General features: G+C 67.7%; 12 protein-coding genes. 6 read left to right on the top strand and 6 right to left on the bottom strand.

The window, feature by feature from the left end:
* Positions 1 to 50 precede the first annotated feature (50 nt).
* The 5 genes from ABZY89_RS12050 to ABZY89_RS12070 all read left to right on the top strand — a co-directional run bounded on the left by ABZY89_RS12050 (position 51) and on the right by ABZY89_RS12070 (position 5455).
* Positions 51 to 614: a type IV toxin-antitoxin system AbiEi family antitoxin domain-containing protein gene (locus ABZY89_RS12050; RefSeq protein ID WP_355227375.1), complete on the top strand. Its 564-nt coding sequence runs from the start codon at positions 51 to 53 to the stop codon at positions 612 to 614.
* A gap of 125 nt (positions 615 to 739) precedes the next feature.
* A complete protein-coding gene (locus ABZY89_RS12055; protein WP_355227377.1) occupies positions 740 to 1516 on the top strand; it encodes a nucleotidyl transferase AbiEii/AbiGii toxin family protein in 777 nt (258 codons plus the stop codon).
* A 405-nt stretch (positions 1517 to 1921) separates the two neighbouring features.
* Complete coding sequence (locus ABZY89_RS12060; RefSeq protein ID WP_355227379.1) at positions 1922 to 2425, top strand: hypothetical protein; 504 nt, start codon at positions 1922 to 1924, stop codon at positions 2423 to 2425.
* Between the two features lie 64 nt (positions 2426 to 2489).
* Positions 2490 to 3509 carry a phosphatase domain-containing protein gene (locus ABZY89_RS12065; protein WP_355227381.1) on the top strand — a complete coding sequence of 340 codons (1020 nt, stop codon included), beginning with the start codon at positions 2490 to 2492 and terminating at the stop codon, positions 3507 to 3509.
* Between the two features lie 386 nt (positions 3510 to 3895).
* Positions 3896 to 5455 carry a sulfatase-like hydrolase/transferase gene (locus ABZY89_RS12070; protein ID WP_355227382.1) on the top strand — a complete coding sequence of 520 codons (1560 nt, stop codon included), beginning with the start codon at positions 3896 to 3898 and terminating at the stop codon, positions 5453 to 5455.
* 13 nt (positions 5456 to 5468) lie between these two features.
* On the opposite strand, the gene ABZY89_RS12075 is transcribed toward ABZY89_RS12070, so the two are convergent.
* Both ABZY89_RS12075 and ABZY89_RS12080 read right to left on the bottom strand, forming a co-directional pair.
* Complete coding sequence (locus ABZY89_RS12075) at positions 5469 to 6182, bottom strand: enoyl-CoA hydratase/isomerase family protein (protein ID WP_355227383.1); 714 nt, start codon at positions 6180 to 6182, stop codon at positions 5469 to 5471.
* Complete coding sequence (locus ABZY89_RS12080) at positions 6179 to 7000, bottom strand: NAD(P)-dependent oxidoreductase (RefSeq protein WP_355227385.1); 822 nt, start codon at positions 6998 to 7000, stop codon at positions 6179 to 6181. The genes ABZY89_RS12075 and ABZY89_RS12080 overlap by 4 nt, the downstream gene beginning before the upstream one ends.
* A 91-nt stretch (positions 7001 to 7091) precedes the next feature.
* Between ABZY89_RS12080 and ABZY89_RS12085 the strand changes: the two genes are divergently transcribed.
* Positions 7092 to 7904, top strand: coding sequence for a PaaX family transcriptional regulator C-terminal domain-containing protein (locus ABZY89_RS12085; RefSeq protein ID WP_355227387.1), 813 nt, complete (start codon positions 7092 to 7094; stop codon positions 7902 to 7904).
* Here the strand turns inward: ABZY89_RS12085 and ABZY89_RS12090 are convergent.
* The 4 genes from ABZY89_RS12090 to ABZY89_RS12105 form a co-directional block, all read right to left on the bottom strand.
* Positions 7845 to 9173 (bottom strand): hypothetical protein, encoded by a 1329-nt coding sequence (locus ABZY89_RS12090; RefSeq protein ID WP_355227388.1) that lies wholly within the window; start codon positions 9171 to 9173, stop codon positions 7845 to 7847. The two genes, ABZY89_RS12085 and ABZY89_RS12090, sit on opposite strands and share 60 nt — an antisense overlap.
* A 1-nt stretch (position 9174) precedes the next feature.
* Positions 9175 to 9642: a hypothetical protein gene (locus tag ABZY89_RS12095; protein WP_355227390.1), complete on the bottom strand. Its 468-nt coding sequence runs from the start codon at positions 9640 to 9642 to the stop codon at positions 9175 to 9177.
* 9 nt (positions 9643 to 9651) lie between these two features.
* Complete coding sequence (locus ABZY89_RS12100; RefSeq protein WP_355227392.1) at positions 9652 to 10920, bottom strand: copper resistance protein CopC; 1269 nt, start codon at positions 10918 to 10920, stop codon at positions 9652 to 9654.
* Between the two features lie 175 nt (positions 10921 to 11095).
* Positions 11096 to 13399: a copper oxidase gene (locus tag ABZY89_RS12105; protein WP_355227393.1), complete on the bottom strand. Its 2304-nt coding sequence runs from the start codon at positions 13397 to 13399 to the stop codon at positions 11096 to 11098.
* Between the last annotated feature and the right edge of the window lie 158 nt (positions 13400 to 13557).

Below are 13557 nucleotides of genomic sequence, written 5' to 3' on the forward strand. Positions count from 1 at the left end.
CCGGTGAGAGTGTATGGTTTTTATCCATGGTGGGATTGGAGTCACTTCCGGTGACGTTCACGACACGAGCGGCCCTGCAGGCAGGAGTGCATCCGCGGGACCTATATCGCTGGCGGGACGAAGGTGACGCCATCGAGCTCTCGCGCGGCGTGTTCCGTCACGCGGATGCGCCCGAACCTTCGTTTCCCGATCTCTTGGCGGTTGGGATGCGGGCCCCGGAGGCAATCGTGTGCTGTGTGAGCGCAGCGGTGGCCCACGGGCTCAGCGATGAGATGGAGCCCGCGGTCCAGATCGCGATCGCCTCCGGGCGAAACCTGGCCCGCATTGCCTATCCGCCGACCACCGTGTTCCGGTTCGACGCTGAGACGTTCGAGGTCGGACTCTCGCGAGTGGAGGCCGCGCCGAATGAGTTCACGAGAATCTATGACCCTGCGCGAACGGTGGTGGACCTGATGCGTCTGCGGCACCGACTTGGTGAGCCGCTGGCGCACACGGTCCTGAACAGATACCTGGAATCGCCAGGAGCGAAGCCGGGGCGGGTGCTGGAGTACGCCAACATCCTCGGTGCCGTTGGGCCGGTGCGCTTGGCGCTGGACATCGCAGGGGCACGATGAGTCGGCTGACGCGGGAAACAGCTGCTGGGCGGGCGTATCTGGATCTGCAGAACCGAGCTCGGCGGGAGCGCAGGCGTACCCAGGACCTGTTGACGATGTATGTCGTGGAGCGGTGGCTGGCGCGGATGAGTACATCGCCGTACGCCGGTGACTTCGTCCTCAAGGGCGGGATGCTTCTGGCGAGCTTCGGGAGCCGGCGTCCGACCACCGATGCGGACGCACTGGCTCGGAACATGCCTGCCGAGGAGAGCGCTGTCGCGGCCCGGGTCGTCGAGATCGCAGGTCTGGCCGACCCGGATGACGGAGTTGTCTACCTGACCGAGACCGTCAAGGCGGCGATGATCCGAGACGATGCGCTCTACTCCGGCGTCCGCGTGACCATGGACGCGACGCTGGGCACGGCGCAGCTGAAGCTCAAGCTGGACATCAACTTCGGCGATCCAGTGACACCGGAGCCGTCAGTCGTCGAACTGCCTGCGCTGCGACCAGGTGCGGCGCCGGTGCGGATATTGGGGTATCCGATCGCGACCGTGCTGGCGGAGAAGATCTCGACCGCGATCGATCTCGGGCCGGCGAGCACAAGAGTGCGGGACTGGGCCGACATCTACACCCTGGTCACGACCCATGACCTCGACGGTGCCGAGGTGAGCGCGGCGGTGGCGGCCACCATGAACTTTCGAGGCGTCGTCGTCAGATCGATGTCTGAGGCGATCGGTGACCTCGTGAAGGTCCGGGCCTCAGCGTACGTCGCGTATCGCCGCGGGCTCGGTGCCGATGGCGAGCATCTCCCCGCGACATTCGAGGAAGTAGTGGAGATGGCGGTCAGGTTCGCCGACCCGTTGCTGAGTGCCGATATCCCCGGCGCTGCGCAGTGGCGGGCAGAGGCCCGGACGTGGTCCTGAACTCCGCGAATACTCCGCGAAAACCCCTTCGAGAGTCCCCGAGATCAGGCGAGGCGACGAGGTAATGTGGACCTCGTCATCGACATTGATGACGGATGTTCGCCCAGGTCAAACGGAGGTTTCTCCGAAGCTGGCCGAAGAGTCTCGAGAGATTCGGCACCCGACGAAGGCCGCCCGGCACCAAGAGAAGGCCAGGGGTTCGAATCCCCTCAGCTCCACCAAGCGAAACCCGGTCTCAGTAGGCAATTCATTGCTGAACAGGCCGGGTTTCTGCGTTCCACTCGCCTCGTGCCCCCGGAGGTCCTGAACACCAGACCGGGGCCCTGTGCCGGGCGTAGCATGGGCTTGCGCCGTGTGCGTCAACCGGGGGCGGCGCAGTCGTCGGCGAAGACACCGGAGGGTCCTGTGAACAAGGCTTTGCTGAATTCCCTGACCGAGAAGGAAGCAGCTCTCGTCCGTGAGGCGGACCCTGCTGTCCTGCGCGAGCTCGACGAGGACCAGCTCCTCGAGCTTCATGAGCGGGTGAGACGCGAGCGCAGCAAGCACCTGAAGGTCTACCGCCGTGGTGCCAGCGCCGCGGTGGAGAGCGTCGGCGGTCGCGGTAAGGCCTACGACCAGAACCAGCGCGCCAGGGCCAAGGTGGAGGTCTTCGAGTCCGTGTTGGCGCAGGTCAGTCGACAGGTCAGCACGGCGGCGAGGAAGGCCTCGCAGGAGCTGCGGGCCGAACGGATCGCCGCGGCGCGAGCCGCCACCAGCGCAGGGCCACCTCGTGAAACTCCCGTGAACGACGGGGGCACCCCTGTGCCCAGTGCGCGGCGGGACGCGACCCGGACGACCGGAGGCCTCAAGCGGGACGCGTCCTCGCGTGCACAGGGCGCCCGTCGACAAGGTGCGCGCGACGCGCGCTGAGTACGTCCCTGGTCCCGTCGCGGGCGGTGAGCCGTCCGGACGGGGCGGACCCTAGGCTGTGGCCATGTCGGCACGTCAGTGGATGCTCGGGTTGGAGCGAGCGTGGGATGCGGCGAGATTCCGTCGGGCAGGATCGCGGGTGCCGGCGGACTTCCGGATCGAGTGCTACGGCGGGCACGGGAGTGCCGAGGGAGTCGTGGTACGCGGTCGGGTCGTCGACGATCCACCGCCCTCGGAGGCCGTGGAGGGCGAGGGCGCACGGGCCGCCGTACGCCGCATGATCCGCCACTTCGTGACCGACGAGCTGCCGGGTGTCCCGCTGCGGGTCACCGTGGGTGATGCCGCGGTGGACGCGGTCACCGATGACGAGGGCTACTTCGTGGCACGGCTGCGGCCCGACCCGGAAACGCTGGAGGCTCCCTTGACGCTCGGCGCCGTCGAGCTGGCCGGCGAGTATCGCGGTCTGGCCGGCGACTACCGGGCCACGGTGGAGGTCCGCGTGCCTGTCGGTGAGGCGCGGTTCGGCGTGATCTCCGACATCGACGACACGATCCTCGAGACCGGGGTGCAGCGCGTCGGGCGGATGGTGCGTCAGACCCTCACCGGGTCGGCGCTCACGCGTACGCCGTTCCCTGGCGCGCCCGAGCTCTATCGCGACCTTGCCGCCCGCGCGAACCCGGTGTTCTACATCTCCTCCAGCCCGTGGAACCTGTATGCGTTCCTGGACGCCTTCGTGCGCCACCGCGACTTCCCACGCGGGCCGCTGCTGCTGCGCGATCTGCTCGGCAGCGCCGACGGCCGGGAACCGAAGAGCGGGCGCATCGACGAGGTCCTCGCGCTCCACCCTGGTCTTCCGTTCGTCCTCTTGGGCGACTCCGGTGAGCACGATCCGGAGATCTACGCCGATGCCGTCCGCCGCCATCCGGGGCGGATCCTCGCGGTCTACATCCGCGAGGTGCGGCTCGATCCTCACGACGGCCGGGTCGAGCGCGTGTGGAGCTCCATGGGCGACGAGGTTCCGCTCGTGCTCGTCGCCGACAGCGAGGCGGTACGTCGCCACGCCACCGGTCTCGGCCTTCTCTGAGAACGGCACGGCCTCGAGGGCTCGCGGGCCCCAACGCTCGCCACGGGTGGTGGAACCGAAGCGCGGCTGGCCGATGTGTACAACTGGTTAACAGAGCCCTGAACGGCTGCGGCGAAAATCCGCCGCGGGCTAAATTGCGTGTTGCTCGCCGGCTCGGGATCGGAGAAGCGTTTCCAGCTGTCCGATTCGTTGCCAGGAGTCTCGTCGAACTTCGACGCGAGACCCGGTGCTGACGGAAGCCGAGAAGCAGTGAGTCGAATGGCTTGAGTCGAGTCATTCGATGGTTGCGGCGTGATTCGCGCAGCAGGCCTAGCGGCCGGAGTGATCCGCGCTGTTGACGCGGCCTGGGCGCTGATGGCAGAGGTCATGAAGAGACAGGTTGAAAGATGAGTTCCGGGATGGGCCTGAGCCGGGCGCTTCGGCGTGGACGGACCACTATCGCCACCCTGGCGGTGGCGAGCACTGTTGCGGTCCTGTGTGGGCCCACATCGTCGGCGGAGGCGGCGGCGCTGCCGGGGCGGTTGGAGTCGGGGCGGCCGAGCGTGTTGATGATCAACGTCGATGACCTGGCGGCGACGGACATCAAGTACATGCCGCACGTGCAGAAGCTGCTGGTGCAGCAGGGGACGACGTTCACCGATGGGGTGGCGCCGACGCCGTTGTGCGTGCCGGCGCGGGCGAGCCTGCTGACCGGGAAATATGCGCACAACCACAAGAACTGGTCGATCTCCGGGACCAACGGCGGTTACACAGGCTTCACGGGGCGTCGGAACACGCTTCCGGTGTGGATGGACAAGGCCGGCTATCGGACGATGTTCCTCGGGAAGTACCTCAACAACTACGGCAAGGGATCCGAGCGCTACTCCAACGGCGAGCCCGGGTGGGACAACTGGCAGGCGACGATCGATCCGTCGACCTATAACCTGCTGAGTCCGAAGTTCAACAACAACGGCACGATCCAGAGCCCTGGTCTCTACAGCTCGGTCGCGTTGCAGAACCGGTCGATCAAGATGATCAAGAACGCCGGGACCAACGTCGGCGGCAAGAAGCCATGGTTCCTGTGGGTCAACTACGTGGCGCCGCACGCGGGCGGCCCGGTCGAGGCCAGCGACCCGAAGAGGCGCTACCCGAACCAGCCGTCACTGTGGCTGGAGAACACCCGGCCGATGGGTGCGGACAAGGGGCGCTTCAGCGGCCTCGGGCTGCCCACGACTCCGGACATGTTCTATGCCGGACCGGGCCAGGTGACTGCCGGGAAGCCCTACACGACAGCCCAGAAGCGGGTCATGCGCTACGTCTACCAGCAGCGCATCGAAGCGGCGCAGTCGGTCGACCGGGCGGTCGCCCGCACGATCGCCCACCTGAAGAACAGCGGGCAGTACCGGCGTACCGTCATCATCTTCTCCGGCGACAACGGCTACACCACCGGGCACCACAACCGTCTGGGCAAGCTGTGGGAGTCGTCGCAGTCCATGCGGATCCCGCTGATCATGGTCGGGCCCGGGATCCCGAAGAACATCAAGGTCGGCTCCGCGGTCGGCAACCCGGACATCGCCACCACGGTCGCCGCGCTCGGGCGGGCGACGCCGGGGCGGGCACAGGACGGTGTCGACATCACCCGCGTGCTCGCGGCGAGCGTGAAGGCGGGCAAGACGCTCTACCGGCCGATCCCGGTGGCCGCCTGGCCGACTCAGGGCGGGACGAACAGCAAGTATCGCGGCATCCGCTACGGGCGCTACACCTACATCACCCTCACCGCGACCGGTGTGCCCGTCCTCTACGACCGCGCCGTCGACCCGTACGAGACGCGCAACCTGGCTGGGGACCGGAGGTACGCCAAGGTCGTCGCCCAGATGAAGGCACTCGATGCGAAGTACCGCGCCTGTTCGGGCAGCACCTGCCCCAAGACGTACGCATCCGCGCTGAGCACCCCGAGCCCGAGCTAGCCGCTTGCTGCAGCTAGCCCTGCGGCAAGCCGACGCTGTTCCTCTGGAAGTCGAGCAGCCGTTCGTTCTCATAGGTGATGCGGTGGGCGGTGCCCTCGAGCTCGCGGAACATCTCCTTGAGGGTGCGAATCCCGTCGGACGACTGTCGCGCGATGAGTCCAGCCAGCTCGAGAGCGACCGCCTCGGCCTCGCCGGCAGGAGCCGTACGCTGAGCCAGGCCCATCGCGACAGCCGCGTCCGCCCCGACGGGGCGCCCGGTGTAGATCAGCTCCTTGGCGCGCGAGAGGCCGACGAGCTGGGTCAGCCGGGCCGGGCCGACCGGAACGCCCAGCCGGGCGCCCGCCCAGGCGAGCTTCAGATTGTCCCCGGCCACGCGCAGATCGCAGCCGGCGATGATCTCGGCGCCGGCGCCCACGCAGTTGCCGACACAGACAGCGATCGTCGGCACGGGCACCTGCTCGACGAGCTGGTAGAGCTCCGCGAATGCTTCCATCCGGGCGACTCCGCCTGCTGCGTCCAGGGGTTCGGTGACGTCCGCGCCTGCGCAGAAGGCGTCGGGAGATGTCGTCGAGAGCACCACCGCGCGAATCTCGCCGTCATCGGACAGCTCTCTCAACGCGTCGTTGAGCAGGCGGAGCGCCGGGGTGTTGAGGGCGTTTCGCTTCTCGGGTCGGTTGAGCCGGAGGATCTCGACGTCTCCGCGCCGCTCCCGCACGAGGCTGGTCATGGCCGGTCCACGAAGATGTCGTACTCCAGATCGCCGGTCCCGCCGTACTTCGAGAAGTCCGTGACTCCGGCATCCCGAAGCACGTCCACATCCAGGAACGAGTTGCCGGTGCACTCGCGCGAGGGGCGCCCCAGGATCTCCACCGCGGCGTCGGCGACGATATCGGGCGTACGCGACCTCTCCACCGCTGCGTCTCCGCCGAGGAGGTTCTGCACAGCGGCCGTGGCGATGAGGGTCTCGGGCCACAGGCAGTTGGCGGCGATGCCGTGCTCGGCGTACTCCGCCGCCCAGCTGAGCGTCAGCAGACTCATTCCGTACTTCGCCAGGGTGTACGCCGGGTGCGCGCCGAGCCACTGCGGCGACAGGTTGATCGGCGGCGACAGCGAGAGGATGTGCGGGTTGGTCGATGCGCGCAGGTGGGGGAGCGACTTGCTCGTGAGCAGGTACGTCCCGCGCAGTTGGATCTGGGTCATCAGGTCGAAGCGCTTCATCGGCAGGTCTTCGGTGCCGTCGAGGGCGATCGCGGAGGCATTGTTGAGCACGATGTCGATGCCGCCGAACCGCTCGACGGTCTGTGCGACGGCGTTCTCCACCGAGGCTTCGTCGCGGACATCGCCGACCACTGCGAGCGCCTGACCGCCCGCTTCCTCGATCTCGGCGGCGGCGGTGTGAACCGTGCCGGGGAGGCGGGGGTCGGGTTTGTCCGTCTTCGCCAGCAGCGTGACGTTGGCTCCCAGCTTGGCCGCGGCGATGCCCACGGCCAGGCCGATGCCGCGACTGCCGCCCGACATGATGATGGTGCGTCCAGTAAGGCTCATGTCTGGGGACGTTACAGATCTCCCGCGGCTGTGGCAATGATGTAAATAACACATCGTCTGCGGATGCGGGATTCATGTAAGATTCGGAGGGATGTCACCGACTCACTCCGATGCGAGCGCTCTTCGACCTGTGTCCGCCCGTTCTGCGCTCCTGGGTCTGCTCATGAGCGCCGAGGTGCCGACGTTGTCCGCCCGCGAGCTCGTCGCCGGCGGCCGTCTGGTCGGCTTCTCGGAGACGACGGTCCGGGTCGCGCTCTCCCGCATGGTCGCCGCCGACGACCTGGTCCGAACCGCGGACGGGAGATACCAGCTCTCCGAGAGGTTGAGCCACCGCCAGCGCCGCCAGGAGGCGGCGATCCACGTGCAGACCGGCGCCTGGGACGGTGACTGGGACATGGTCGTGGTGACCGCCACCGGCCGATCCGCCGCCGACAGGGCGAGCCTCCGGGCGACGCTCACGGAGCTCCGTCTGGCCGAGCTGCGTGAGGGTGTCTGGGTACGCCCCGCGAACCTCGACCTCGAGTGGTCCGATGACCTCACCGGTCTGTGTGAGCGGCTGACGATGCGGCCCACGACCGACCCCGCGGAGCTTGCCGGCAGGCTGTGGGATCTGGCCGGCTGGGCTGACCGGGCGCGCGAGCTGCTGGCGGCCACCGACACCGACGACCCCGTGCTGCGGTTCACCGCCTGCGCCACCTCCGTACGTCACCTGCTCGCGGATCCCGTCCTGCCCGACGAGCTGCTTCCCGCGGACTGGCCGGGTGCCGCGCTGCGCAAGGCGCACCTCGACTACAAGGACTGGCTGATCGACACTCGCCAGCGCGGCGAGCTGTCGGCCACCGGGTCAGGCTCCGAACAGCAGGTAGAGGCCCATATAGGTGTAGAGCACCATCGCGATGAGTAGCGGCAGCTGACCGGCGACCTGGTGACGCCGTGGGAGGATCTCCAGGGCACGGTCGTGAGCTGCGATGACGCCCAAGACGTGCCCGGTCACGATGGAGACGACCTTCGCTGTGGCCAGGAAGGTCCCATGCTGGGAGAACCAGTAGTTGACCTCCCAGCCCCCGGTCCCGAACAGATTCGCCCCGGTTCCGATGGGGTCGCTGATCTGGATCAGAGTCTGTGAGCCGACCTGTACGAAGAAGCTCAGGTAGTGCGCCACCATGTAGCCGACGACGATCGGGACGATGGAGTGAGCGAGCTGACGTGGGATCTGCCAGCGATCGGCGCTCTCATCGACCCCTGTTGCCATCGACGCCGCCACGAAGACGACTCCGACGACGGTGACCGCGATCAGGAGCCCGGCCGTGCCCAGCACGGTGCCATCGATGCCGCTGGACTGCACGAACCGGATCCAGGTCACGCTCTCGCGCCAGCTGTCGTACGCGGTGCTCGCGAGCAGGACGGCGACCGTGGCCACCAGTCCTGCTTCGCCCGGCACCCGGGCAAGGTGGCGTAGCGGACTGATCCAGACGAGGTCGCCTTCGTCGTTGCGTGCCCATGGAGAGAGGTGGGCGAGCAGGGTGGAGTAGACCTCGAAGGGGTCGGCGCGCTCGAGCCAGCGTTCGCCGAAGATCGCGCCGCCGAGGAGCATCGCGGCCAGGTAGCACGCGAACCACGCGCGGACCGAGCCCAGGTAGGTCGCTTGGGGTGAGACGAGCTCGAGCCAGACGAAGGCGAACAGACCGACTGCTGCGGGCCAGTACCCCAGGTGGGCCGGATAGCTGCGGACGCCTTCGCCAGGTGGTCGTCCCGCGACCTTCGCGAGGATCAGGTGGAGGGTGCGGGCCGGGCTGACAGCACGGTAGAAGCGGCCGAGCAGCAGCGAAGCGGGGACGATGCCGACCCAGAGCCAGACGTAGACCACGCCAAAGGTGGGGTTGTTCAGCAGGTCCGGCCCGAACAGCGCGGGCCAGAGCATGAAGCAGAAGAACGTCATCCCGAGCGTGCGGATGCTCATGGTCCAGCCGGGACTGTCCAGGAGTGCGGCGAGCCCGACGGGGACGGCTCGTTCGCCGCCGGCGGTCGAGAACCGAGGCGTACGCCACGCCAGGAGCAGCACGACGAACGACAAGGCGAGGGCGGCGGTGCCGCCAGCGATCGCGAAGGAGGCTGGAATGGGCAGGTCGGCGCCCCCGCCCAAGCCGTGCATGGGCAGGATCAGGGGGAACAAGTCAGCGCACCTCGATGAGGGCGACGACGGCGCTGGTGTCGTGGTCCTCGACCTCGACGGTGCCAGGCGTGTTCACGACGATCTCGCCGTTCGTGGTCCCCTCGACGAACTCGATGAACTGCTCAGAGGCGGAGTGGACGTGCAGCTCGCCGGCTCGATCGGAGTCGATCTCCACGCGAAGCTTCTCTCCGGTGCCGAGATCGATCTCCTCCGCATTGGGCGACACCTCGTCTCCGTCGATCGTGACCGTGAGCAGCGGACCGAGATCGGCCGACTCGGTCGTGGGGCTGACCGGAGCTGCTGGCGATGTGGCAACCGAGAGGGTCACGGAGGACGATGCGTCGGTCGGCTCGGCCGGTGGGGCGGTGTCCTCGTCGGCACTTCCGCACGCGGCGAGCGCGAGGACGAGTGTGAACGTCGCAGCGATGGTGGTGGTGAATCGCCCGAGAGGGCGGTGGTGTGTAGGCATGGGCGGGTCCTAACCAGCGAGGCCCGAACCGGGTAGCGCCGCGAGCGCTACGACGGTGGCCGAGGCTGACATCGCGGTCACCGCCTGCAGCCGCCGGCGAGCGGGCTTGTCGCGCTGGCCGGCGCTCTGCTCGGGGTTGGATCTGCGGCGCCGCTCCCGGTACAGGAGTGCCAACCCCGTGCCGAAGATCACCACCGCCAGCGCGCCGTACGCAGCCAGCTGCCGGCCGTCGGTCGTGGTCGCCGCGAGCAGCAGCACCGCACCGCCCACCGGCATGATCCGGGCTAGCAGCCGCGTGGCGGACGCCGCCTGTCCACCGGCTCGACGCAGGACCGTCCACTGCATCACCGCGGCGCCGACGCCGACCGCAGCCGCGAGTAGGAGCGCGGTGTCCGCGGCCACGGTGAGCGGCGCCGGTCCCGCCGGTGCGTGCGGGCGAGCGAAGACCCAGGTGGCAGCCAACGCCGAGGCGGCACCGAGCACCGTCGCCGCGGCCGTCCAGCGCTCGACCGAGGTCCGGGCGGGGGCGCTCCGCAGGAGCTGCCAGAAGCCGAGGGTGAGCGGCAGCAGGATGAGCAGCCTGGCCATGAGCGCCGCCCCGATGTCCGACTTGACCGTCCCGGCGAGGAGCGCCGGGTCGAACGCGTCACCGAGCGAGGTCCGGGCGGCGTAACCGCCGAACGAGAGCAGGGACACCAGCGTCGCCAGCACCATGGTCGCCCACGTGAGCCGGAGCAGACGTCGCGATCCCGGGCGACGGGCGCCCCCAGGCCAGACGACCCCGAGCACGAACACGGTCCCGACACCGAGCACCAGGGCGGCCGTCGCGAGGACTCCCGCCACCGTGTACACCGTGACGACCACCGGGTCGCGGTCGACGACTAGCCCCGGGACCGCGGTGAGCCTCGCCGCGGAGAACACCGAGAAGGTCGACGACCCGACCATCGGTTCGAGGGTGCTGGACGGCACCGACCAGACGACCGAGTAGATCCCCTCGTAGCGGGTCTTCGGCATCGGCACGGCAATCGTGTCGTCGGCCTCCGGCGGGTTGTACGGCCGGGTCGACACGATGCGCTCGCCTGCGGGATCAGTCATCTGGATCGTCGCGAGCTCTGCGGGGACGGGCCGGTCGAATGTGATCCGGACCTCGTCGGGGGACTTGACCGTCTCGCCGTCCGCCGGACTCAACGAGACCAGCACAGGGTCACCGGATGGCGACGGCAGCACCGTGGGCAACACTCCCCAGCAGGCTGCGACCAACACAACCAGTCCGATCACGCGCCGACGGAACCCGGGGCGGGGTGGGGTCGTGACAGCCTGTGGGCGAATCTCCTGCGCCGTCATCGGCCAGCCTCCTGCATGGTTGGGAACTCTTGGGAAGATGTCGGTTCCGGACGGTCCGGGGCTGGGCTGCGCTGCCCAGCCCCGAACCGTCGGTGGTGTCAGCTGGTGATCAGCAGGCCGACTTGTCGATCGGGTTGATCTGCTCGCAGGTCAGGCCCTTTCGCCAAGCCGCCGGGATCTCCTGTGACCAGCCGTTGTAGACCAGCGGGAGGGCCAGGACGCCCTGTCCACCCACACCTGGGTGAGCGACGAGCTCGTCGTCCATCTTGGTGTCCGAGGTCGGCCCCAGCGTCAGCTGGCCGGCGATGGCGGCATCGGAGATGTCACCATCGTTGTTCGGGTCGACGTCGATGACCTGCATGGCGTTGGAGAACTTGTTGGAGACGTAGGCGTAGTAGCCGCCACCCTCCTTGGCGCCGAAGTTGGCGCCGTGGCAACCGGCGTTGCACGGCAGATCCTTGATCAACCTGTGAGTCTTCGGGTCGATCACGTTGACCGTCTGGGACAGGGTGTTCACCGCCAGCAGCGCCTTACCGTCCGGGCTCACCGGGAGCTGGATGGTCAGACCGCCCCACGGCTTGCCCTTCTCAGGACCGGTCTTCGCGTCGTAGTTCTGCCACAGGTCGATCGTGGAGTTCTTGGCCACACCGCCGTCGGGGGTCGCACACGCGTCCTCCTTCAGCGACACGCAAGACACGCTCATGCCCAGGAAGTTGGACAGGTACGCCTTCTTCGAGTCCGGCGTCATCGACGTGGCGATCGGGAACGCCCCGACGGGCTCGTGCCTGACGGTCCCCGAGTCCATGTCGGCGATGACGGCCTCCTCGGTCATCGTGTTCGGCGCGACGACCGTCTTGCCGTCATGGCTGGTCCAGTGCGCGTGCGGGTGCGGCGTCATGCCGCTCTCCGGGTCGGCGTGGATACGCTTGACGATCTTCGTGGCGCCGGGTGACGCCTCGACGATGTCCGTCCCGGCGTTGACGCCGATCGTGAGGTTGTCGTTGCCCGGACGGGTCATCACGTGCGCCGGGTTGGGCCCGACCTCGAGGCTCCGCACGAACTTGCCGGTCTCCCGGTCGAACACATCGGTCTCGTTGTCGAACCACTCGTTCCCGTACACGTACTTGTAGTTCTTGTCCGACCACATGTTGTGGACGTTGTTCATGTTGATCTCGGGGGCTGCGATCTTCCGGTCGATCGTCCAGTCCTCGGCGTTGATCTTCGTGATGGAGCCGTGCTTCTCCTTCCCTGCGAAGTCCTCCATCTGAGTGGCCATCCAGACCTCACCCACGCCAGGGGTGGTCGGCTTCTTCAACGCCGGCAGCTTCCTCGGGTACTCGAACTTCTGGTCGTAGTACGCGTCCAGGTTCGGGATCAGCACCGGCTTGCCGTCTGCGTCGTACTGCAGGATCGGGGCGGGCGGCTGGACCGGGTTCCAGGACACCTCCTTGGTGCTGCTGAACTGCTGCCAGTTGTTCGGGTTGGTGATGGTGAAGAACGCGTTCACCAGCCGCTGGATGATGTCGGCGTTCGACGGAACGGCCTCGGGCTTGCCGTTGACCACCAGCTTCTCGCCGAAGTCGAGACCCAACGTGAGCGGGTCGTCGACCACGACCGCGCCGAGCATGTAGGGCGCGACCGAGTCGGTGAAGGCGTACAGCCCCGGCTCGGTGAGCTGGATCGTCTTCTCGCCGAAGAAGGCGCCCTTGGAATCCATGTACGGGAACTCGTCCGCCCCCTCCGGGGCGATCAGCCCGATCGGGTTGCGGATTCCCTCCGACTTGGCCGGGTCCACGTTGAACTTGACGGTGACCGGAGGACCCTCGACCGCGAACTCCTGGAGGGAGTCCAGGACACCCGCCAGGTCGACGCCGACCGGCAGCGAGCTCAGGTCGACCGGCTCGTCCGCTGGCATGTCGGCGATGGTCGCCTCGAGCTGGCCGATCAGATCCTCGGCCTCGGCGGCCTTGGAAGCCGCCTCCGGCGAGGACTTCGCGATGCCCTGCACGGTGGCCAGGGTCGAGTCGAGGGCCAGCGGGTCGGTCGCGGCACCCGCCCCGCCGGTGGTGCCGAGGCCGCCGAGGAGGTTCTCCACCAACGACGCGTCAGTCGGCAGCAGCGGACCGCCGATAGAGGGCACTCCGCCAGCAGGTACGCCGACCCGGGGGAGTACGCCGACCGCGAGGGACTTGCTGCCGAAGAGGTTCAGACCCGAGTCGAACCATCCTCCGTTCTCGTCGGTCAGGTCGAAGGTGATGGGGAGCGGGCCCACCCCGACCGGCTGCTGGCCTGCCGCCGGCATCGTGGTCAGACCCGCCGCGGTGATCGCCGAGACCGCCGCCACGGCCACTGCGCTGAGCCGTCGTCGTCGCTTCCTGGGCCCCAAGAAGTCTTGGGGAGCTGATTCAGACATAAGAATGCCTCTCCTTTTCGAGCATTGATTTCGAGCTCCAAGGGGAAAGTTTGGGGATTCCGAGGAGTGCAATCCACTTAATCCCGCGCTCATTAAGGGCCCAGAACCCTGGCTGAAATCTAATCGTTAATGGGACCTCACAACCTCACGAGGGCATT

The sequence above is a fragment of the Nocardioides sp. NPDC006303 genome, from assembly GCF_040613175.1.
GTDB lineage: Bacteria > Actinomycetota > Actinomycetes > Propionibacteriales > Nocardioidaceae > Nocardioides.